We start from the raw sequence: 22,906 nt of genomic DNA, 5'->3' as shown, positions 1-22,906 counted from the left end.
GAGGTCTAAAATCCTCTGGTTTATTATTAAAGGTTGCTGACAGATTTGTCAGAAGTAGGGGATGAAATAATGGGGAAATTACTGAATATTGATAGCTCAGTGATGAGAATAATGGCTCTTTTAGCAGATTTAATTATCTTGAATACTTTATTTATTCTAACTTCACTTCCACTGATTACGATTGGAGCAAGTCTTTGTGCCTTGCAAACGAGTTTACAAAAAATATTACATCAAAACAGAGGAAGTGTCATCAAGAATTATTTTAAAAGTTTCAGTCTAAATTTTAGACAAGCAACAATTTTTTTCATCATTTTAAGTCTGCTAACTTTTATATTATTTTATGATTTTCGTTTAGTAAGCTATCTGCCATTACTGCTTTCATTTTTGATGAGAACGGCAGCGTTTATTTTATGTGTGTTTATTGCTTTAGCGAGTGTTTATGGATTTTCTTACATTGGAAGATACAAGAATTCTTTGAAAAAAACAGTATATAATATTTTGTTGTTGAGTATTCAAAATTGGTTTCAAAGTTTTTTTTTACTGATCTTTAATGGATTCATAATCTATTTTAGTTTTACAAGTCCGCAAGCTTTACTGACAATGATTTATTTCTTAACTTTTGGTGGCTTTTCTGTGATTAATCTTGTCAATTCAATCATGATTAAACAGGTTTTTGACAGAATTGAAAGAGTGACTCATTAGATTATAGTAAGATATCTACTGACAAAACGATCAGTGAATTAGAAAGTAAATATATGAATAATAATATTATAAAATTTGATAAAGCCAGATTCACGGTGTTGACCGAGCAATTGATTCGTATTGAGTATAGTCATACAGGTGAATTTGAAGATGGAACGACACAAATGGTACAAAATCGAGATTTTCCTGAGGTAAAATTTGATTTTATAAAAAAAGAAAGTACACTTGAAATCATCACTTCAACAGTTCATCTTTATTATAGTGGCGGAGAGTTTACAAATGCAAGTTTATTTGCTGATGTGAAATTTAACTTTTCTGTTTATTCTAATCGTTGGTATTTTGGCGAAAAATCTGCTGGAAATTTGGGTGGAACGACAATAACTTTGGATATGATTGATGGTGAATGTCCTTTAGAAGATGGAATTATGTCCAAAAATGGTTTTGCAATTTTGGAGGACAAAGGAAAAGTTCTGTCAGAAGCAGGGGATATTGCTGCTAGTTCTGTCAGTAAAATTGATTTATATTTATTTGCTTATGGACGAGATTATAGACAAGCTCTGAAAGATTTTTATCAGCTGACAGGAAATACACCACAACTTCCTCGGTTTGCTCTGGGAAATTGGTGGAGTCGATATTATGACTATAGCGATGAATCTTATTTAGCATTGATGGATAAATTTACTGACAAGAAAGTTCCCTTATCTGTCAGTGTGATTGATATGGATTGGCATAAGGTATCAGAGGTTCCAAGTCGGTTTGGTTCTGGATGGACAGGTTATTCATGGAATAAAAAATTATTTCCTAATCCCAAAAACTTTATTAATGAATTACATCAAAGAAAACTGAAAGTGACTTTGAATGACCACCCAGCTGATGGAATTCGTGCTTTTGAAGATGTTTATCCACAAGTTGCTCAAATTCTTGATTTAAATACAGAATTAGAAGAGGCAGCAAAATTTGATTTTGACAACCCTAAATTTCGAGAAGCATATTTTGAAGCGGTTCATGGACCTTTAGAAAACGAAGGGGTTGATTTTTGGTGGATTGATTGGCAACAGGGAGCAATTTCAAAATCGGGAGTTGACCCTCTCTGGTTACTCAATCATTATCAATACCAAAAGGCTCAAGAAAAGAATAAAAATAATATTATATTGAGCCGCTATGCTGGCCCAGGAAGTCATCGGTATCCCTTAGGATTTTCAGGAGATTCAGTTATTTCATGGGCAAGTTTGGACTTTCAGCCTTATTTTACGAGTACTGCCTCAAATATTGGTTATACTTGGTGGAGTCATGATATTGGCGGACATATGCAAGGTTATAAAGATGCCGAACTTAGTCTAAGGTGGTTACAATTCGGAGTATTTTCACCTATTAATCGACTTCACTCTTCTAAATCTGAGTTTACTAGCAAAGAGCCTTGACATTTTGATAGTGTTATTGAGCAATCAATGATTGAATTTCTGCAACTTAGACATCAACTGATTCCATATCTTTATAGTGCTAATTTTATGACTGCTTTTAAAGGAAAAGCGCTTATTGAACCTATTTATTATGAGTATCCATTGGAAGAAGAAGCTTACAATCATCGAAATCAATATAACTTTGGCGACCAATTAATGGTGGCACCAATTACAAAAAAAATGAATTTCAATTTACAGATGGGAAATGTGGAGGTTTGGTTTCCAGAAGGAATCTGGTATGATTTTTTTACAGGTCAACGCTATGATGGTAATGTTAGCCTTAAAGTATATCGAGAAATCACCGAAATACCCGTTTTTGCTAAAGCAGGAGCTATTATTCCACTAGATAAAAATCCTCTGATAAAAGAAGAAATTCCTAGTGAGATAATCTGGAAAATATTTCCAGGTGCTGATGGAGAGTATACTTTATTAGAAGATGATAATGAAACTAAAGCGAAATTTGTAGAGGGAATTTTTACAATTACAAGTAAACAAGAAACGATGCGTAAGCATACTATTGTTTATGGTGGCAAGGAGATTGTATCTGGTAAAATAGGAAATTTTTCTATTGATTTAAAAGAAGAAGAAGGACAGTTTGATTGGGATTTTGCTACTTCCCTTTTTAGAAGGTTAGATATTGCAGAGATTGATTATGAAGAAAAAGACCAAATTTTGCAGAAACTTTCTTTGATTAAAGAATATGATAAACAAGTGGCTTATATCAAAACGATTGAAAATGCAGAGTTAGAAGATAGTCTATTTGAATTACTTTATAGTGGAAAATAAGGAAGAACCTTTGTATAATGAGACTACAGGGCTTCTGATAAAATGACTTACAAAAATGTGAACATCAGTCGCTTCTTGTTAGAAACGAATATTATGACAAAAATCACTTTAAAAGAAATTGCGGAAATGGCTGGTGTGTCAGTGATGACTGTTTCAAATGTTATTCGTGGAAAAAATTCACGCGTTTCGGTAGAAACAAAAGCCAAAATTCAAGCCTTAGTAAAGAAATATAATTATGTTCCAAATCAAAATGCTTCTAATTTACGTTCAGGAAAATCAAGATTGATTGGCGTGCTATTTTACAATAAGTCTCAAACGATAGATTTTACTGACCCTTTTATATCTTCTGTTTTGACGGGGATTGAACGAATGGCTAAAGAAAAAGGCTATTTTACAATGGTTCATACTGTCCAAAGTGCAAAGGGGATTGAGCAGCTCCAAAGAAATTGGGCTTTTGCTGGTTTTATTGTAGTTGGAGCTTCAAATAGAGATTTCTTCAAAATAGACGATGCTATTTTAACACCAGTGAGTTATATCGATACTTATTTTGAAAAAGCGAAAAAATTAGATGGAAAGTTAAGAAATTTTATTGGAACAGATGAGGAAAAAATTTCAGAAAGTATTGCCAATTATCTCTCCAAAATGGGACATAAAAAAGTTCTTTTCTTTAGTTTTGACTTTAATCAAGAGGAACCAAGTGTCATTGAAAAACGATACTGTGCATTTCGTAAATTTTTTAAAGGAGAAATCCTATTCCTGACAACAAAAAGTGCGGATTATCAAGAAATTTTGAAAAGTGTATCAGAATATTTAATGGAGCAACCTTTTACGGCTATTTATAGTACAGCTGATATTCTTGCAGCAAAATTAAATCAAATATTTAAGGATATTTCGATTGTAGGAGTTGATAATGCAGAATTTGATGAATTTATTTCACCTAAATTGACCACAGTGGCAATCGACCAAGTTGAAAAAGGGAAGATGGCAATGTCTAATTTGATTGATTCAATTGAAAATGAAATTTCTGAGGATTATATTTCTGATAGTTTGCTTCTCGTTCGGGATAGCGTAAAAAAACTCTGACTATTTGTCAGAGTTTTTTTGTGGTACCAAAGCATTGACCACTGTGATTTGAGAAATGAGCGTTTCATTTTCGTCAGTGATTTTGATTTCCCAGACATGGTTGCGTTTGCCATTTTTGAGGAGAAGACCGCAGGCATTTACGAAACCTTCGCATTTTTTTGAATTGAGGTGGTTGGCGCTAATGCTTTGACCAAGGGCAAAATATTGACTGGAGCCGATTGCATTACTTGCCATACCAGCTGTGATTTCAGCGAGGGCAAGACTTGCACCTCCATTTAAAAAGCCGTGCGGTTGAGCATGAAAATCGCTGAGTATCATTTTACTTGAGAACTTATAAATTTTACTGACAGACTTGTCAGAATTCTCGTCAGTAAAAACTTGAAAATCTGTGATATTGAGTTGGTCAATCATGTTCATTGGAAAATCTCCTTATTTACAGTATAGTGATCTAGCGCGACTTCATTAACTGACAGACCGATGCCAATGCCAGTCGGGACGGTCATCCAGCCATTTGGGAATGCAATTTCTGGTTGAACGAGGTCTAGGTCAAAATAATGCTTAGAATCGGATAAATCACCGGCCATAGCATTTCCAGAAAGCGCGGCGAGTTGGACATGGAGTATTTTTGAGATACCAGACTCAACCATACTGCCAATCCAAAAGCCAATCTGATGCTGTCTGCAAAATTCGATAGCTTTTTGCGTTTGATAAAGTCCACCTAAACGACCTATTTTTACATTGAGCATCGTTTGAAAAGGAAGTTCTGTCAGTATTTTTAGACTTTCTAAATCTTGAACGGATTCGTCAAAGCAAATTGGTGTTAAGAAGTTTTCTGTCAGTAATTTTAATTCAGATAAATCTTTGATATCAAAAGGTTCTTCGATACAAGCCAGACCAAGTTCGTCTAGCTCTTTGATGACTGGCCAGTCTGTCAGTTGAAAACTTTGATTGGCATCAAGAGCAAATGTAATTTGTGGATATCTTTTTACCAGCTTTTTAATCAAGTCAGTCCCAATTTGTGGACTAATTTTTAATTTAATTCTTTTGACGCCACTGTTAATAAGTTGGTCAATTTCCTTAATGGTTTGCTCGTCAGACATTTGTCCAAGCACCGCACCACGTGGGATTTTATCAGCTAATTTTTCTTGGAAAAGACCAGCAATCAAATTTTTATTTCTTTCTTTAAAATACAAATCTAGAAGTGCATTTTCTAGTCCGGCCAGTGCCATTGGTAAGGGATTTCTAAAAAATTCATGTATTTCAAAAGGGTGTGAGAATTCTTTTTGCAAAATTTCTGGCAGGTAAGTTTCTTCCAAGATTTTCCAAGAATCAGCAAAAGTTTCTGAAGTATAAAAAGGAGTCGTGAAAGCAACAACTTCACCAAATCCCGAAAGTCCGTTAGGACTTTCAACTTTTATAATAATTGTATCTCGGAGATTTAAGGAACCTTTGGCGGTCTTAAAATTAAATTTCATAGGGAGTTGAACATGAAACATTGTAATTTTTTCAATTATCATCCTTTAAGCTCTTTTCTCAAGATTTTTCCAGAAGCATTTTTGGGCAATTCATCCATGAAAGTGATGGATTGTGGTCGTTTGTATTTTGCCAGTTTTTCAGTGAGAAAGTTTTCTAATTTTTCTTGGGAAATATTGCCTGAAACGAAGAGAATTGGCACTTGTCCCCACTTGGCATCTGGCTTAGCAACAAGTGCACATTCCTTGATTTCAGGAAGAGAATAAACTAAATCTTCGATTTCTTTGGGGTAAATATTTTCACCGCCAGAAATAATGATATCTTTTCTGCGATTGAGCAGATAGAGAAAACCGTCCGTATCAAGATAACCAATATCGCCTGTTTCAAAAGCTGTGCCGTAAGGCTTTTGGCCTAGGTAAGCTTTCATCAACATCGGAGATTTTAACCAAATTTCACCAACGCCAGCAAGGTCAGCTTGACGAATCTCAATTTCAACACCTGGTAAAGGCCGCCCGACAGAGCTTGTTTTATCAGGGAAATCTAAAATATTAAAAGTGACAGATTGTGAAAAACTTTCAGTCATTCCATAAGTTTTGTAAATAGGAAGACCTAATTCTTGGCATTTTTTGATTAAAGGTTGGGGAATAAATTCACCACCAAGTAGAATTAAACGTAAGTTATTGCTATGCAATTTGTCAGCAATTCTTGTAAGGAGGGTTGGGACGAGTGAAACCATGTTGATTTTCCCAGAATTGATCATTTCAAGAAGTTGGTTTTCATCAAATTTATCAACAACGGTCGCTGATGTTGCATTATATAAAGTACGCATAATAATGGAAAGCCCAGAGACATGAAACATAGGTAAGATGACAAGCCAATTATCATTGTCATAAGCGCCAAGCGTTTCCTTTGAGGCTTTGACGTGATTTGAAATCATGCCCCAAGTAATAGGGACAGATTTAAATTTTCCGGTAGTAGCGGAAGTGTTCATGATGACTACAATTTTTTCATCAGGAAAATCTGCTGACAGACTTACAGGGCAAGGGTTACTAGTCCAAATTTCCGAAAAAGAAATGCTGTCAGTAACTTTTTCTGTCAGTAAATCCGAAGTAAAGACTTTGTCAATTTTGAGTTCCTTGATTTGGTCAGCCAGTTCGTATTCGGTCAGATGCCTATTCAAAAGAAGAACCTCTTTTGACAAACCGAGCAAGGCAAACAAAACGACTGCCATTTCAACAGAGTTTTCTGAAAGGAGCGCAACCCGTGATTGATTGTCAATAAGGGGGGCCAAATGTTCAGCCATCTTATTGACTTCCTGATTGATTTGGGCAAAAGTAGAGTCATTTAAAAATTGTTTTTGGGGATAAAGTTCCGCCTGTTTTTTTAACCATTTCATATTTTAAGACGTGAGCGAACTCGATTTTCTCCTTTCTGTGTATTTTTTACTGACAGAAATCCTGTCAGTAACTTTTAAATCACAAAAAGCGTCAAAAAGACGCTTTGTCAGCAATTTGGGAAATTTTTATGGGAATTTTGGAAATTGGTCAAAATCAGGTTTGCGTTTTTCTTTGAAAGCATCGCGTCCTTCTTTGGCTTCATCCGTAGTATAGAACATAAGTGTTGCATCTCCTGCAAATTGTTGCAGTCCAGCAAGTCCGTCAGTTGCAGCATTCATTGAACCTTTGAGCATACGAAGTGCCATTGGTGAGAGGGCAAGCATTTCTTGGGCCCATTGAACGGTTTCTTCTTCAAGACGGTCAAATGGAACAACAGTATTAACCATTCCCATGTCCATTGCTTCTTGGGCAGTATATTGACGGCAGAGGAACCATATTTCACGTGCTTTCTTTTGCCCAACCATAGCGGCAAGTAAACCAGCACCATAACCAGCATCAAAAGAACCAACACGCGGACCAGTTTGCCCAAATTTTGCGTTTTCAGAAGCGATAGTCAAATCACAAACGATATGTAACACGTGACCTCCACCAATGGCAAAACCATTTACCATAGCAATGACAGGTTTTGGTGTAATCCGAATCAAATGTTGCAAATCTAAAACGTTCAAACGAGGAATTTGGTCTTCACCAACATATCCACCATTTCCACGTACTTTTTGGTCACCACCAGAACAAAAGGCTTCTTTATCTTCACCTTTTCCATGATTTGCACCAGTCAAAATAATCACGCCGACATTGGTATCATCACGAGCGACACTAAAAGCATCAATCATTTCAACGACAGTTTTGGGACGGAAGGCATTGCGGACTTCAGGACGATTGATGGTAATTTTAGCAATTCCATCATAAGTTTCATAAATAATATCTTCGTAGTTACGGTTGAGAGCAACCCAGTTAAATTTTGACATGATTCTCCTTTAAGATGTGAGGACGAGCGCTAGAAGTTGTGAAAATTAGAAAAATGCGGTTCTGGGCATAGCCCAAGTTCCATTTTATCTATTTTCATCAACTTCTGCGAGTCCGAACTCAATTAAAATTAAGATGTGAGGGGCCCTAGGGTCTTTACGCTTTAGCGCTTAGACTTCAGGGACAGCAACAAACTGATATCTTTGATGTCAGATTGTCGTTGAGTGTTTAGAAGTTATGAAGTTCTATTATTTTCATTAACTTTCATAAGTCCACTTAGAAAAATTATTTTTATTGTATTTATTTCTGTCAGTAAAACTAATTCATCAGTTTTACTGACAGAAGTGATATAGGCATTACTTTTCAATTATATCATAAAGCATTTTGACTAAGGTAAAAATTCCTCTAGTATTTTTTGATAGGTGACCGGATTTTCTAGATGAATATTATGACCAGAAGCAGCAACAGAAATCCAAGTGACATTCGGATTTGGAGCAAAAATTTCTTTAGCAATTTTTGAATATTTTTCGTCTAAATCACCAGATAGATAGAGAATGTTGGATTTTATTAAAGAAATTTTATCGCCAATATAGGAAAGTTGGCCTTGACCTGTTCCATTCAAAGTTTGGGCAAGAGCTAAGGGTGAATTGCTTGCACGGCTTTCCCAAATTTCCTGTTGAATTTTTACTGACAGTTTTTTTTGTGATTCAAAAAGTGAAATATTAGCCCAAAAGTCAGCAAACCAAGCAGCCCCATTTAACAAAATCTTCTGTCCTAATTCTTCGTCAGCCAGTCGTCTTTTTTTGCGGTCTTCACTAGATAAAAGCCCAGGACCAGTTGATTCTAAAATCAAATATTTAACAGGAGCTGACGGATAAGCAAGGCAATAACGAAGCGCCAATCGTCCGCCCATTGAATAGCCAAGTAGTGAAAAAGAATTTCCGTCAGTAAATTGTGCAAATAGCAAGTGCAGATTTTTCAAAATCGCATCAAGTTTATAAGGGGCAAGTTCCTTTGGCTTTGCTGATGAACCGTGACCTAACAAATCGATAGCAACAATTTTGTAGCCGGCCAAATGAAGATTTCGCCAGGTATTAGAACTTTCAGAAAAACCATGCAGTGCAAATAGGACCTCTCCAGTCCCCCAAATACGGACAGCATAATCAAAACCATCAATAGTAATTATTTTTTTATCAATTTTCATAAGTTGTATATTTTTGATGTAAAGCAAGACTTAAATCTTTATCCGTTTTAATTTCCAAAAGATGAATGCCAGATTGATGAAGAGAAGCTTCAAATTGCTGACCAAAATCAGCATAGCCACTGACCAAATGATAATCTAAACCAGTCAACTCAGCCAGTCCAGCAAAATTTAAACCATGTGGAGTTGAAAAAAGATAATCAAAATTCGGTATGCCTTTTTGAGCTAAATGATGAAAAATCCCACCACCGTCATTATTAAATAGCACAATAGTCAGATTAAGTTCATGTGTTTTACCAACAATTAAACCATTTAAATCGTGTAGCATTGACAAATCCCCAGTCAATAAAACCGTCGGTTTACCCGTTGTAGCAATTCCGAGTGCAGTTGATTCAGTCCCGTCAATGCCATTCACACCACGATTTCCTAAAATTCTAACTTTGGCATCTGCTTTTTTCCACCAATAATCAATATATCTGATTTCCATACTATTTGAAACAAGAAGTTGAGCATCCAGCGCTTCCAAATGTTTTTGTAGTTCTTGGACATAACGTCCTTCAAAAGGACTTTCTTCATAAGTCACTTTTTCAAGAAGTTGTCGCATTTTTTCTTGAGCATTTTGCCATTTTTCCAAATAAGAACTATCAGAATTTACTTTTTTAATTGAAGAAGCAAAAGGGAGAACATCAGACTGAACCATCGTTGTCGTTGTCAAACTAGGGTTGCGATAATCAAGAGCAGGGTCAACTTGAATAAATTCAGCTTCGTTATTGAAAGCAACGAATTGTTGCAAACGTTTAGAAACAGGCATTTGTCCAAAAAGCAGAATAGCATCCGCTTTTAATTGAGTTTTTAAATCATTATTTGCTAAAAAAGCATCATAAGAGTCTATGACCAAAGGATGATTATGATTACGCAGATTAGAAAGTGGATCCGCTAAAATTGGAGCTTTTAATTGTTCCGCAAGTTTTAAAAGTGCTTCAGAATAATCTTTGTCAAAATTGGCACCGGCTAAAATTAATGTTTTTCCAGAAAGCAATGCTTCATCAAATGGAAGTATTACTTGTGCTTGTCCCTCATAGAATTTAAAGGCATGTTTAGAACGTCCTTTTTCATAATTTTCACTTTTTAATTCTGGAACTAAAGGATCACGCAAGGGAACATTGATTTGCACAGGACCCGAAAGAGGGGAAATAGCTGATAAGACAGCTCGTTGTGCGACTTTACGTGGATAGGTCCAAAAGTTTTCTGTTTGAGACTGCTTTTGAATATGTGGAGCTTCAAGATTTTCAAAATGATTAACAAAATTTCCAAAAAATCTGGTCTGGTCGACTGTTTGAGGAGCTCCAACGAATTGAAGCTCAGCCGGTCTGTCCGCCGTTAAAATAATAAGGGGAACTCGACTCATTTTTGCTTCAAGGACAGCTGGAAAATGATGAGCCGCAGCAGAACCTGAAGTACAAACTAAAACAACAGGACGTTTTTTCGCTTTAGCAATTCCCAGAGCAAAAAAAGCAGCCGAACGTTCATCAATGTTGACATAAGTATCGTATTTTTTGTATTCCTCAAAGAGCATGGCTAAAGCCGTTGAACGTGAACCTGGACTAAAAACAGCTTCACGTACCCCTAAATTGAAAAGTTCATCAACAAAGGGAGCTAAATATTCATTGGTCATGACTATCTCCATTTCTAATTTAAAAATCTAAAATCGTAAAATATTTTAAAAAGTTACAAAGCTTCTAAAATGGTTTTTAATTTTACCTTGGTTTCCCTAAATTCTTCTAAAGCATCGGAAGAAGGGATAATTCCACACCCTGCATAAGCATAAAGTTTCTTGTCCACAATCAAAGCCGAACGAATCCCGACAATCATTGTGCCATTTCCTTTGCTGTCAATTAATCCGAGAGGTGCAGCGTATAGTCCTCGTTCATGATTTTCATGCTTTCTGAGGAATTCGAGGGCTTCATGACGAGGTTCTCCTCCAAGAGCAGGCGTTGGGTGAAGCTGTTTTGTCCAATCAATAAGTGAAAGCTCAGAATTTTTAGCACTTAAAATTGTCCGAAGATGATAAACATTTTTCAACTCCATTAATTCGGTTGTTCCAACCGTTACTGTCTCGGCTTTTTCAAGCAGATTTCTTTTTATTTTTTGGACAACAATATCATGCTCTAAAAGATTTTTGGGGTCTGTCAGCAATTTTTGCCCCGCATTTTCCATTGTTTTTGGAAAAGTTCCAGCTAAGGCATAACTAAGGAGTTGGTCATTTTCTTTTTGAACTAAAATTTCGGGCGATGCTCCAAGGAAAATTCTTTTTCCTTTTTGATAAGCAAAAATAAAAGCATTTGGATTATTATCTAATAAATTTTGGATGATACTTTCGAGTTCAAAAGAGGTTTGACTTGTAAATTCAAGTTCTCTTGAAGCGACAATTTTTCGACTCTTTCCGTCAGCAAAATTTTTTTGAATGGCATAAAAAAGTTCTTGCCAAGCCGAAAAATCAGAAGCTTTTTCAGTGAGTTGATGCTTAAATTTTGGAATAGTGATTTCAGGAATTTCTCGTGGGCTATCACAAGTGAGGGTGTAAGAATTTTCCTTATTGACAACGAAATAATGTTTAAAAGCAATGGTTTCGCCACCGAAATTTTCCCAAAGTTCTCCTTTAATGTCATCAAAAAAAGTCTGACTATGAAAGAGATAGGGATAGTCAGAAAACTTATCATGTTCAAGGTCAATGGCTTTCAAACGCTCACAGCCAATAACAAAAGTTTCTTTTTGAGGGTCAAACCAAAAGAAACGCTCACTTTCTGAAAAGTTTGCCCAGAAAGCTAAGGGGTTATTTAATTTTAAATTGATTTTTATATAATTCATTTTTTCTACCATAAAAATTATAACATAGCTCAGCATAGTAGAGGAATAATGAGCCCTAAAATTACAAATCTTCATTCATTTTTCATAGACTTTCTGATATAAGTATCACTGCTTATAACACGCTAAAGCGTGAACGCGCAGACAGAAGCCACTATGGTGCCTTTCCTAGATACCTTATTACTCACTCAGCGGAAAATTATCGTTCCCGCTTCGTTCGGTCATAATCCTCATTGTTCGTATCTTCACTGCCGTGCCAGCGATGTAGTTGCGAAGACTCGCTTCGTCAAAGCGTAGCTGTTGGCGCTTTAGCACTTACAGATAGGCTTGTATTTTTATCAGGTCTTAATGATTAAATTTAGTGTTAAAAACTATGATATAATTAAAATCATGAAAACATTCAAAAAGGAGTGCCATGAATATTTATGTCAAATTAGCTGAGTTTAGCATTATTGAAACAAAGCGATTGCTTTTGCGTCCCTTTGATTTAAAAGATGCTGAGGACATGTTTGACTATTCAGGTAATCCTGAAAATCTAAAATTTGTTTTTGCCCCGCATCTGTCACTTTCAGAAACACGTTTTTCAATTGCTAACGATTATATGAAAAGTCCTTTAGGGAAATGGGCAATTGAGTTGAAATCTGAACATCGGCTGATTGGAGATATTCATTTTGTGAAAATTTCTGATAAAAATCAGTCTGCGGAAATTGGTTATGTTTTAAATCAAAATTATTGGAATCAAGGGTTACTGACAGAAGCATTAAAAGTACTGACAGAATTTTCTTTTGAACAATTTGGACTTAAAAAGTTGATTTTATTGATTGATAAAGAAAATGTTCCGTCTAAAAAAGTTGCCCTTAAATCAGGTTATCACTTAGTTAAAAAATTTAAAGGGACGAATCAATACAGCAAAAAAATTAGAGATTTTGAACAATATGAACTTGGAAAAAGTGACGATGAAATTTATCAAAAAAATTCAGAGATTGGGGAAATTTGAAGTTTTATGTCAAAGCACGAAGAAATATTAAATTATATTGAAGGTTTGGAAATTGGTAAACAAGTCAGTGTACGTGGGATTGCCAATCGAATGAAAGTCGCTGACGGAACGGCATATCGCGCAATCAAAGAAGCAGAAATACTAGGTTTGGTAGCCGTAAATGACCGTTCTGGAACCGTTAGAGTGGCAGTTAAAGGACAAAAAGTAGCCAATCGATTAACCTTTGGTAAACTTGCAGAAATAGCTAATGCTGATGTTTTAGGTGGACTTGCTGGATTAGAAGTCGAATTCAGCAAATTTGTCATTTCAGCCATGCAAAGAGAATCCTTCAAGCGCTACCTCTCGCCCAATGGTCTAGTTATCGTTGGTGACCGAAAAGAGATTCAAAATCTAGCCCTCAGAGAGCAGAATGCTGTTTTAGTTACTGGGGGCTTTGACGTGGACCAAGAAGTTGTCAACTATGCTAATCAATTAGGAATTCCTCTTTTACGGACATCCTATGATACCTTTACCGTTGCTAATCGTATTAGTCACGCTTTGGCCAATGAACTTATCAAAAAAGATATTATTACGGTCGGAGATGTCTTTCATCAAAAAAGGGCAACCTTACGGGAAGAAGATACAGTCAAAGATTTTTTAGATTTAGTTAAAAAAACGAACGACAGTCGTTTTGCCGTCGTCAACACTTACAATGTTGTTGTGGGTGTAGTTGCCATGCGGGATGTTACAAATAAGAAAAACGATACTCCGCTCAATAAAGTAATGACAAGAGCTAATGTTGCAAGAGCGAGTATGACAGTGGCGAGCGTTTCACAAAAGATGATTTATGAAGGCTATGATATGATGCCTGTCGTTTACGAAAATTATACTTACGCAGGAATTATTACCAAATCGGACCTTCTCCAAAGCTTACAAAAAGCTCAGGAAGAAAGTCAGGTGGCTCACACTTTCAGTGATAATATTGCTAATTCTTTGGTAGAAAAAGGCTCAGCCTACACCGTGACGGTCGAACCATTTATGATAAATAGCGTGGGAACAATTGCTAATGGTGTTTTTGCAGAACTAATTACGCAAGTTGTTCAACGTGTTTTTGCCAAAAAAAGACGACGGAATATCATCATTGAAGCATTAAATATGCATATGATGGGAGCTGCCGCTATTGACAATGTGCTAGAGATTTATCCAAAGGTGATTGGAGAAACACGAATTGGTGCAATGGTTGATTGTGAAATTTATCATGTCAATAACATCGTAGCTAAAGTTCTAGTCAATGTACAATTAACATAAAAATAAAAGAGGAAAAAATGAACGAAATTTTAGAAAAAATAAAAGCCTATGAGCTTATTCTCATTCACAGACATAAAAATCCAGACCCAGACGCCATTGGTTCTCAAGCAGGACTCCGAGCAATTCTGAGAGAAAATTTCCCCGAAAAAAGAATTTATGCAGTTGGTTATGACGAACCAACCTTAACCTATTTAGCTAAAATGGATTTGGTCGAACTTAGAGAAGATGAAAAATATCTTTCTATAGTTTGTGATACAGCAAACACACCACGAATTGACGATGAGCGCTACAAAAATGCTGATTTTCTAATTAAAATTGACCACCATCCAAATGATGATGCTTATGGAGATTTGTTGCTAGTGGAGCCTGAACGTAGCTCAGCATCAGAAATTGTTGCCGATTTTGCCTTTGAAACAGGTCTTAAATTGAATGCAGAAGCCGCCCGCCTCCTTTATGCGGGAATTATTGGAGATACTGGACGTTTCTTGTATCCAGCCACTTCGCCGAATACCTTAAAAGTAGCTTCAAAATTAGCAGAATTTCCATTTGACCGTCCAGCTTTAGGACGAGAAATGTCGTCATTTGATATGAAAGTTGCTCGCTTACAAGGATTTGTTTATGAAAATATGGAAGTTTCAGAAAAAGGAGCTGCACGTGTTTTATTAACTCAAGAAATTTTGAAAAAATTTGATTTACGTGACGCAGAAACTTCAAGTATTGTTTCTACACCGGGAAATATTCGAGGAATTGAATCTTGGGCAATATTTGTGGAACAAGCCGATGGACATTTCCGAGTAAGAATGCGTTCAAAAGTAAAGCCAATTAATGAAATTGCTAAAAGACATGATGGCGGAGGCCATGCACTAGCTTCCGGAGCTAATTCTTATTCTTTAGAAGAAAATCAACAAATTTGGCAAGAATTACAAGATAATTTAAAATAAATTTACTGACGAAAATAATTTCTCAGTCAAAAACAAAAAATACCGACAGTTTAAAGCGATTGTCTAATGAGCTTTAAATCGGTAAATAAAGGAATTGTCAGTCAGCTGATAATTCTGTCAGTAGCGATTGATTAATGAGCTTTAAATCAGTAAAAGAAAGAATCATCAGTCAGCTGATGATTCTTTTTTGTCAGTAATTTTTTTTAATTCTCCAAGAAAGGTCGTAATTCTGATAAATCTTTCAAGCCAGCATTCAATGCAATAATCAATTTAATACGCGCTTTTTGAGAATTGACTTCATCAGCAAACATCACGCCTGCTTCATAAAGTTGTGAACCACCGCCTTGATAGGAATAGACAGGTTCAGCAATTCCGTTAAAACAACGAGAAACAAGAACGACAGGAACCTTAGCATCTAGTAATCTTTGAAGCGATTGACTAGCAATAGGTGGGAGATTTCCCGCACCTAATGCTTCAATGACAAGACCGTCTAGTTGTTCCAAATTGAGTAAATCTAAAATTTCCCCAGTCATCCCAGCAAATGCTTTGACAATTGGCACTTTTCCATGAACAGTTGCAACATCTAAATGTTGATTTTCACTATCTTTATGGAAATAAATAATTTTATTTTTTGTCAGTAAACCGACAGGACCATGTGTAGGTGTTTGAAAAGTTGAAACATTAGTCGTGTGTGTTTTAGTGACATAACGAGCAGAATGAATCTCGTCATTCATAACAACAAGTACGCCACGGTCACTTGAATTACTGTCAGCAGCGACGCGAATAGCTGTCAGTAAATTATAAATTCCGTCAGTTCCTAATTCATTACTTGAGCGCATGGCACCAGTTAAAACAATTGGTTTACCACGCGAAAGAGTAGTGTCAAGGAAAAAAGCTGTTTCTTCAAGTGTGTCAGTTCCATGTGTAATGACCACTCCATCAAAATCCTCAGCAATAAAAGCTGTTTTGATTCGATTTTTCAAGACCAACATATCTGATAAAGTGACATGTGGACTAGGTAAGTTAAAAATATCCTCTGTCACTAAGTTTACTTCATCAAACTGCATGCTCACAGCATTCATTGGATTGACTGCATTTGGGGAAACATGACCATTTTCATCTTCCGCCATCGAAATTGTTCCACCAGTATGGAGAATTAAGATTTTTTTCATCATTATTTCCTTATCTATCTATAATAAACAATAATTAAATATTTAAATTTAAAGACTCCGAATAAAAGCCAGCATTAGCATTATATCAAAATTTAGTCCAGAAAAAAATAACTAATAAATGAAATAGAATTAAAATTACTGTATAATTTAGTTAATAAATGAAAGCTTTGCCAAAGCTAGAAAAGATTTGAGAGATGGATATAAAAGCAGTATTTTTTGATTTAGATGGAACCCTGTTTACTTCAACACGAGGAGTAGCAACAAGTACTCGTAAAGCAATACAAGAGCTACGTCAAAAAGATATTTTTGTCGGGATTGCCACCGGGCGAGGCCCAGCTTTCGTCATGCCATTATTAGAAGATTTAGATTTAGACTTTGCTGTAAGTTACAACGGTCAGTATATTTTCACACCAAAAGAAGTGATTTTCCAAAATCCTTTAGAACAAAAATCCTTAAAAAACCTGATAAATTATGCCACTGAAAACCATTCTGACATCTCTTTGGGAACAGCCCACGGTGTAAATGGCTCTGGCCTTTTAAAATTTGGCGAGACACGTTTAGCCAGTTTTTTGTCAGGCGTTTTGCCCTCAGGTACTTCCGGGGTGGCAAGAAACAGTTTTAAACACATTATTCGCAGAGTTTTACCGCAAAATTCAAATTTAGCTGATAATGAAGAAGAAGTAATTTATCAGGCGATGATGGTTGCAACAAGAAACGAAACGGCTCGCCTACAGGAGGCATTTCCAGAATTACTGGTGACACGAAGCAATCCTTATTCTGTTGACTTAATTTCAAAATCAGGAGGAAAATTACCAGGAATTCAAAGATTAGGAGAACACTATGGCTTTACTTTAGACCAAGTCATGTGTTTTGGCGATTCGGAAAATGATTTGACGATGATTTCTGGAGTTGGTTATGGGATTGCGATGGGCAATGCTGTACCAGAAGTGAAAAATATTGCGACTTATATTACAGATACCAATAATCAAGATGGAATCGCCAAAGCATTAGCTTACTATGGCTTAATTCATTATTCTGTTGAAAAAGACTTTGTTTCTAAAGACCAAAACTTCAATAAAGTAAAAGATTTCCACCGATTAATGGACGGAAAAACACAAGAAATTCCTAAAGCCTTTTCACCAACAGAAGCAAGTTTCCGGGCTGATTTCAAAGTCGAAGAAATTGTCGAATTTCTTTACGCCTCTGCTGACGGTAACCAAGAGAAATTTACAGAACTTGTGAATAATTTACATCAAGCCGTCGATAAGGCAGCAAATAAAGTGACTTTAAAAGAGCATAATGAAGACAGCTTGACTGGCCAAGTAGATGCTATGATTGATTTGCTCTATTTCACTTATGGCTCGCTTGTTCTTTCAGGAATTGACCCTTATGAAATCTTCAATGCTGTTCATCGAGCAAATATGGGGAAAATTTTTCCAGATGGACGTCCACACTTTGACCCGATTACACACAAAGTCTTAAAACCAGAAGATTGGGAAGAAAAATTTGCTCCAGAAGGAAAAATAAAAAAAGAACTAGAACGACAAAAAAGAGTAGCCGCTAAAAAATACGAAAATAAATAAGAAAATAACAATTTTTTACTGATAAGCTTCTTCATAAAATGGTATAATATTAAGAAAGCGTAACAAAAGGCTTTCAAGGAGAATAAGGGATGCTATTTATTATCATTACTTTGATTATCATTGTACTCATCATCTTTTTAACAATCTTATTACTCCCAGGAATGGCATTTTTTAACAAAATGTCCGATCAAAAGTATAATGCGGATGAAAAAGATTTATTGACAGGAATTTTGACAACAGCCATCAGTTCAAAAGAGGCGACTGGCGAAGTTATGACGACCTTTGTCAATGAATCACGTAAAACAATGCCTGCAAAAATTTATCTACCAAATAAGGATAATATCGAGCAAATTGAATCAGGAGCACAAGTTCTGATTATTGAGAGTAAAGCGGGAATTGCTTACGTTATTCCTTATCAACAAACGATTTATTAGCAATAGAGAACCTAAAAATTGCTCAAATAAATAAAATTTATTATACAAAGGAGACATTATGCCACTACTTTATATTTTGGCAATTGTGGTGATTGTTATCATCTTAATTCTATTAGGAATTATCGCTGCAAACTACAAAAAATCAGGACCTCAAGCGGCCCTTATCGTTTATGGTTCAGGTCTAGGTTCAAAAGGTGTCAATAAAGACTCACAAGGGAATCGATTAAAAGTGGTTCGTGGTTCTGGTACCTTTGTTTTACCAATCTTCCAAAATGCGAGATACCTCAGCTTACAATCTGCTGCAATCGATATTAAAACGGAAAAAGTTCTCTCGAAAGATAAAATTCCAGTAACGGTTGAAGCCACAGCTATGATTAAAGTAGGTTCTACTTTGCAAGATATTGCGACAGCTGCTGAGCAATTTTTAGGTAAAAGAGATGAACAACGTGATGCAATGGCTGACCAAGTCCTTCGTGGACATCTTCGGGCGATTGTTGGAACAATGACAGTATCTGAACTAATCGAAGATCGTAACAAGTTTTCAGCTGAAGTTCAAGGTCAAGCAGGGACTGACCTCTCAAAAATGGGACTTTCAATCGTTTCATTCGTTATTAATGACATTCGTGATGACCAAAACTACATCAAAGCATTAGGTGCTAAAGAAGTAGCGCGTGTTCAACAAGAAGCAGCGATTGCTGTTGCAAATGCCGACAAGGAAACACGTATTCAAAAAGCAGCAGCTGATCAAGATGCCCAAAAAGCTGAAGCACTTGCCGCAACTCAAGTTGCCAATGCCCAAAAGGAAAAAGCAATCAGTTTAGCTCACTATGAGCAAGAACAATCAATTGCTGCTGCTGAAGCAAAAGCTCAAGCTGATCAAGCCCAAGCCTCTGCTGACCAAGCTTACGCGATTCAAGAAGCAATTTCTAAAAAAGAAACAACTGAAGCTGAAATGCAAGTTGAATTGATTAAAAAGCAAAGAGAAACTGACTTAGAAACTCAAGAAGTTCTCCGTAAAGCACAAGAAAATGAAGCCAATGTCGTAAAAGCTGCTGAAGCTGCCAAGGCTGCACAAATTGCTAAAGCCGAAGCCGATGCGCGTGAACGCGAAGTGAGAGCACAGGCTGAAGCAGCCGCTATTGAAGCTACAGCCAAAGCCACTGCTAAACAACGTGAAGTAACAGCAATGGCCGAAGCTACAGCTATTGAAGCAACTGGTAAAGCTGAAGCCGAAGCGATTCGCCTTAAAGGGCTTGCCGAAGCCGAAGCAATTGATAAAAAAGCCGAAGCAATGCAAAAAATGAATGATGCGGCCAAATTGAACATGGCACTTGAAATTCTGCCAGAAGTTGTTGCTAGTGTATCAAGTAATCTTCAAGCTGTTGATTCTATTAATATTTATGGTGGAGAAGGCTCGTCAAAAATTCTCGGAATGTCACAAGAAAGCCTTAAACAAGGCCTTGATGTCTTAGGAACAATGGGAATTGACGTCCCTGACTTATTAAATAATTTTAGCAGTCGTGGTAATTCCAATGAGACACTTGAAAAAGTCGAAAAAATAGAAGAATAAAAAAACAGCTCTTAGAGCTGTTTTTTATTAACATATTTTAGTCAAAAAAGGCTGAATAAATCGCTTTTAGAGCTTCTTTTTCGTATTTTTCTTTGACAATAAACATGACGGAAACTTCGCTTGAACCTTGCGAAAGCATAGCGATTGAAATGCCCTGTTTAGAAAGTGCTGCCGTTGCTCTAGCGGTAACCCCAACGTGTTCTTTCATATCTTCACCAACAATGGTGATAATAGAGAAATCACGGTCAATATAGACTTCATCCGGATGGAGCGATTCTGTAAGATTAGAAATAAGGGCTTTTGAAATAGGTTGAGTTAGATAGCGGCTGCGAATAATGATAGACATGTCATCAATACCAGTTGGCATATGCTCAAAACGAACTCCTAAATTTTCCAATACAGAAAGGACTTTTCGGCCGAATCCAACTTCACGGTTCATCAGATATTTACTGACATAAAGAGAAGAGAAGGCACTAGATGAAGCAATTCCAACGACAGGTGAGCCTTTAGTCTCTCTTTGAACAACAATTTTTGTTCCGGGATGATCAGGGTTATTTGTATTCTTAATGACCAAAGGAACATGGGCACGATAGGCAGGAACGAGTGCTTCGTCATGTAAAACAGAAAAACCAGAATAAGCAAGTTCTCGCATTTCACGGTAAGTTAATTCAGAGATATAAGCTGGATTCTTAACGATGCCAGGGTGAGCAGCGAAAATTCCATTCACATCAGTAAAGTTTTCATAGAGTTCAGCTCGCACACCAGCCGCAATAATTGAGCCAGTAATATCAGAACCACCACGGGAAAAAGTGCAAACCTCACCCTCTTTTGTGATTCCAAAAAAACCAGGGATGATTAATGTTTCTTCAAGTTCATTAAGATATTTAATATGTTCATAAGCTCCACCAAGCAATCGAGCATTTCCAGGATCAGATGAAACCATAATTCCAGCATCTGATGGATGAACATAGCGACTTGGTAAGCCAGAATGATTGAAAAAATCTGCGACTAATTTAGCATTATTATTTTCACCAGCGGCTAAAAAAGTATCATAAGTAAAAACATTATCTAAATCTAACTGGGCTAAATGGTTGATATTTTCTGCGATTTGATTAATGACTGGACTTTTTAAGCCAAGTTCATCATAGATTTCTCGAAATCTTTCAATAATCCAATTCTGATAATAGTGAATTCCTTTTTCATCAGCTGATTTATAAGCTTTATAATAAGCAATCAAAGCATCGGTAACTTTAGTATCAGCCCCCGAACGTTTGCCTGGTGCAGAAACCACAATAAATTTTCTTTGTTTATCGGCTTGAACAATATCAAAAACTTTTTTGATTTGCGAAGCTGATGCGAGAGACGAACCTCCAAATTTTGCAACTTTCACTAAATATTACCTTCCTTCAAGATTAAATTAAATTATAAATTGATTTATTATAGCTAATTTTCAGATAATTTTCAATAAATAACTCATTTATAGCCTATTTTCTTTCTGCAGTATTCAAAAAATAATTATTTTAATGATAATACTTAAAAAACATACATTAAAAGTGGTTAATGTATGTTTTAATTTGTTCAGAGACAATTTGAAAGTTAGTGTCTTCAAAAGAAATGAATTATAACCAGCGTTCTTTTATCAGAGCAGCCTCAGCTTGTCCTTGTTCACGACCTGCTTGAGCAACAAAGGGACGAATTTTTGCTTCCACCATATTATAGTTAAAATCTTTTAAGATATTCATTGTTTTTTCAGAGGGAAGAACCAGGCTGGTTTCTGTCCCTTTTTTCTCTAATTGAGCGAGTAAATCTTCTAATTTATATGGAACATCGACAGGCAGTCCAGTTGAAAGAACAAGCATCTTGTCGGCATCAACAAAGACATCTGGATTTTCCATTGAAAAAGAACCACCATCAAAAAAATGTTTTCCATTGATTTCAACTGAAGGCCAGACGCCTTGAAGGGCTCCACTTGCTTGTAAAGCCACTAGAATATCAACATTTGAATTTTCATCAAAAACTTGACGCTCAATATCCTCAATACTGGTTGCAACGATTCGTAATTTGCTGTTCCAGCGGGCTTGACCTGAACCATAACGTTCTTTAAGCATAGCTAATCGTTCCTCCTTAGAGATAAAAGGTTGGGTTTTCTTAGAAATTTCAGCTTCCGCCGCAATCCATTCTTTGGCTGAATGAGAATTTTTAGCAATGTTTTCAAATGTTTTGAAAAGCTCTCCCATTTTTTCATCGGATATGGGAGTGATTTCACTAATCTCTTTTTCAATCTGTTCCTTCCAGATTAAATCCCAATCTTTATCTGAGCTAACAATTACGCTTGCTTGTGAACCAGCAGAAGTTCCAACAAAAATATCGGCCTCTCTAATGGGCAGCCCAGCTTCTTCTAGACCTCTAAGATATCCGAGTTCCCAAGCGATACCAAAATGTCCGCCACCGCCTAATACAACCGCTCTTTTTAAATTATTTGTCATTTTTCTTCTTTTCCTCTTCATAAATTTGATTTGCATTTTGAGTCATTTGATTCAATACTTTAAATGCAATTGCTTTTTCTTGGGGATCAATTCCCTCTGATAGCAAGTTTTCTCTCTCTTTTGTCATTTCTTCAATTTGAGTTTGGATGTCTCTTGCTTTTTGAGTCAATGAGACACGATAAACGCGTTTATCTTTTTCATCGCGGACTCTGCTAACGTATTCTTTTTCAATCAGGCATTTAATTGCTCGATGAACACTAGATTTATCGATACTTAAATCATCAGTAATTTGCTCTTGGCTTTGATTGTCTTTGATATATAAAGAAATCAAACAAAGCAATTGAATATAATTGATGTCAAAAGGCACTAAGCGTTTTGTGAAATAAATATAACCTCTTCTATAAATTTCAGAAGAAAGCTTCCCAATAAATTGGATTCCTTGATATTCATATTGATTGTCTTCCATAAATTCCTCCATCGAATATAATATATCTCAAATTAGT

19 protein-coding genes and 1 pseudogene are annotated in these 22,906 nt (G+C 36.1%); 9 read left to right on the top strand and 11 right to left on the bottom strand.

Features of this window, described 5'->3' with window-relative positions; all coding sequences use genetic code 11:
- Nucleotides 1-69 precede the first annotated feature (69 nt).
- The 3 genes and pseudogenes from MHB61_RS05335 (at nucleotide 70) to MHB61_RS05320 (ending at nucleotide 4,031) form a co-directional block, all read left to right on the top strand.
- On the top strand, nucleotides 70-702 hold the full coding sequence (locus tag MHB61_RS05335) for a YesL family protein (protein WP_031559032.1): 633 nt from the start codon (nucleotides 70-72) through the stop codon (nucleotides 700-702).
- 53 nt (nucleotides 703-755) lie between these two features.
- Nucleotides 756-2,948: pseudogene (locus tag MHB61_RS13815) on the top strand (TIM-barrel domain-containing protein).
- A 42-nt stretch (nucleotides 2,949-2,990) separates the two neighbouring features.
- A complete protein-coding gene (locus tag MHB61_RS05320) occupies nucleotides 2,991-4,031 on the top strand; it encodes a LacI family DNA-binding transcriptional regulator (RefSeq protein ID WP_010905530.1) in 1,041 nt (346 codons plus the stop codon).
- Here the strand turns inward: MHB61_RS05320 and MHB61_RS05315 are convergent, their stop codons facing one another.
- From MHB61_RS05315 to MHB61_RS05285, 7 genes are all read right to left on the bottom strand, one after another.
- Nucleotides 4,032-4,448 (bottom strand): PaaI family thioesterase, encoded by a 417-nt coding sequence (locus MHB61_RS05315; protein WP_010905531.1) that lies wholly within the window; start codon nucleotides 4,446-4,448, stop codon nucleotides 4,032-4,034.
- The gene (gene menC, locus MHB61_RS05310; protein WP_003132442.1) at nucleotides 4,445-5,548 is read right to left on the bottom strand and encodes an o-succinylbenzoate synthase; all 1,104 of its coding nucleotides are present in this window, start codon (nucleotides 5,546-5,548) and stop codon (nucleotides 4,445-4,447) included. Before menC ends, MHB61_RS05315 begins: the two co-directional genes overlap by 4 nt.
- Nucleotides 5,545-6,900 carry an o-succinylbenzoate--CoA ligase gene (gene menE, locus MHB61_RS05305; protein WP_003132443.1) on the bottom strand — a complete coding sequence of 452 codons (1,356 nt, stop codon included), beginning with the start codon at nucleotides 6,898-6,900 and terminating at the stop codon, nucleotides 5,545-5,547. The genes menC and menE overlap by 4 nt, the downstream gene beginning before the upstream one ends.
- A 126-nt stretch (nucleotides 6,901-7,026) precedes the next feature.
- Nucleotides 7,027-7,869: a 1,4-dihydroxy-2-naphthoyl-CoA synthase gene (gene menB, locus MHB61_RS05300; protein ID WP_003132444.1), complete on the bottom strand. Its 843-nt coding sequence runs from the start codon at nucleotides 7,867-7,869 to the stop codon at nucleotides 7,027-7,029.
- Nucleotides 7,870-8,255: 386 nt separating this feature from the next.
- Nucleotides 8,256-9,071 carry a 2-succinyl-6-hydroxy-2,4-cyclohexadiene-1-carboxylate synthase gene (gene menH / locus MHB61_RS05295; RefSeq protein WP_003132446.1) on the bottom strand — a complete coding sequence of 272 codons (816 nt, stop codon included), beginning with the start codon at nucleotides 9,069-9,071 and terminating at the stop codon, nucleotides 8,256-8,258.
- Nucleotides 9,061-10,743, bottom strand: coding sequence for a 2-succinyl-5-enolpyruvyl-6-hydroxy-3-cyclohexene-1-carboxylic-acid synthase (menD, locus tag MHB61_RS05290; protein ID WP_014570466.1), 1,683 nt, complete (start codon nucleotides 10,741-10,743; stop codon nucleotides 9,061-9,063). Before menD ends, menH begins: the two co-directional genes overlap by 11 nt.
- Nucleotides 10,744-10,796: 53 nt before the next feature.
- Entirely contained in the window at nucleotides 10,797-11,936 is a 1,140-nt protein-coding gene (locus MHB61_RS05285) for an isochorismate synthase (protein WP_032398814.1), read from the bottom strand.
- Nucleotides 11,937-12,348: 412 nt separating this feature from the next.
- Here MHB61_RS05285 and MHB61_RS05280 point away from each other — a divergent pair, with 412 nt between their 5' ends.
- Genes MHB61_RS05280 through MHB61_RS05270 form a run of 3 tightly spaced genes read left to right on the top strand, consistent with a single transcriptional unit; the run spans nucleotide 12,349 to nucleotide 15,158 of the window.
- Complete coding sequence (locus MHB61_RS05280; protein ID WP_003132449.1) at nucleotides 12,349-12,930, top strand: GNAT family N-acetyltransferase; 582 nt, start codon at nucleotides 12,349-12,351, stop codon at nucleotides 12,928-12,930.
- Nucleotides 12,931-12,936: 6 nt separating this feature from the next.
- Nucleotides 12,937-14,217: a DRTGG domain-containing protein gene (locus MHB61_RS05275; RefSeq protein ID WP_003132450.1), complete on the top strand. Its 1,281-nt coding sequence runs from the start codon at nucleotides 12,937-12,939 to the stop codon at nucleotides 14,215-14,217.
- A 17-nt stretch (nucleotides 14,218-14,234) separates the two neighbouring features.
- Nucleotides 14,235-15,158 carry a DHH family phosphoesterase gene (locus tag MHB61_RS05270; protein WP_003132452.1) on the top strand — a complete coding sequence of 308 codons (924 nt, stop codon included), beginning with the start codon at nucleotides 14,235-14,237 and terminating at the stop codon, nucleotides 15,156-15,158.
- Between the two features lie 203 nt (nucleotides 15,159-15,361).
- Here MHB61_RS05270 and MHB61_RS05265 read toward each other — a convergent pair whose 3' ends face one another.
- Nucleotides 15,362-16,330, bottom strand: coding sequence for an asparaginase (locus MHB61_RS05265; protein WP_026138879.1), 969 nt, complete (start codon nucleotides 16,328-16,330; stop codon nucleotides 15,362-15,364).
- Nucleotides 16,331-16,524: 194 nt separating this feature from the next.
- Between MHB61_RS05265 and MHB61_RS05260 the strand changes: the two genes are divergently transcribed.
- The 3 genes from MHB61_RS05260 to MHB61_RS05250 all read left to right on the top strand — a co-directional run bounded on the left by MHB61_RS05260 (nucleotide 16,525) and on the right by MHB61_RS05250 (nucleotide 19,917).
- Nucleotides 16,525-17,913 (top strand): Cof-type HAD-IIB family hydrolase, encoded by a 1,389-nt coding sequence (locus MHB61_RS05260; RefSeq protein WP_003132454.1) that lies wholly within the window; start codon nucleotides 16,525-16,527, stop codon nucleotides 17,911-17,913.
- 89 nt (nucleotides 17,914-18,002) lie between these two features.
- Nucleotides 18,003-18,347 (top strand): hypothetical protein, encoded by a 345-nt coding sequence (locus tag MHB61_RS05255; protein WP_003132455.1) that lies wholly within the window; start codon nucleotides 18,003-18,005, stop codon nucleotides 18,345-18,347.
- A 58-nt stretch (nucleotides 18,348-18,405) separates the two neighbouring features.
- A complete protein-coding gene (locus tag MHB61_RS05250) occupies nucleotides 18,406-19,917 on the top strand; it encodes a flotillin family protein (RefSeq protein ID WP_010905537.1) in 1,512 nt (503 codons plus the stop codon).
- 37 nt (nucleotides 19,918-19,954) lie between these two features.
- On the opposite strand, the gene MHB61_RS05245 is transcribed toward MHB61_RS05250, so the two are convergent.
- The 3 genes from MHB61_RS05245 to MHB61_RS05235 form a co-directional block, all read right to left on the bottom strand.
- Entirely contained in the window at nucleotides 19,955-21,307 is a 1,353-nt protein-coding gene (locus MHB61_RS05245; protein ID WP_003132457.1) for an aspartate kinase, read from the bottom strand.
- A gap of 229 nt (nucleotides 21,308-21,536) precedes the next feature.
- Nucleotides 21,537-22,403, bottom strand: a complete 867-nt coding sequence (locus tag MHB61_RS05240; protein ID WP_003132458.1) for a patatin-like phospholipase family protein — start codon at nucleotides 22,401-22,403, stop codon at nucleotides 21,537-21,539.
- The gene (locus tag MHB61_RS05235) at nucleotides 22,393-22,869 is read right to left on the bottom strand and encodes a MarR family winged helix-turn-helix transcriptional regulator (RefSeq protein WP_137015965.1); all 477 of its coding nucleotides are present in this window, start codon (nucleotides 22,867-22,869) and stop codon (nucleotides 22,393-22,395) included. Before MHB61_RS05235 ends, MHB61_RS05240 begins: the two co-directional genes overlap by 11 nt.
- Between the last annotated feature and the right edge of the window lie 37 nt (nucleotides 22,870-22,906).

This window comes from Lactococcus sp. FSL K6-0773 (assembly GCF_038006485.1).
GTDB lineage: Bacteria > Bacillota > Bacilli > Lactobacillales > Streptococcaceae > Lactococcus > Lactococcus lactis.
This window is presented reverse-complemented; position numbering and strand designations above follow the sequence as displayed.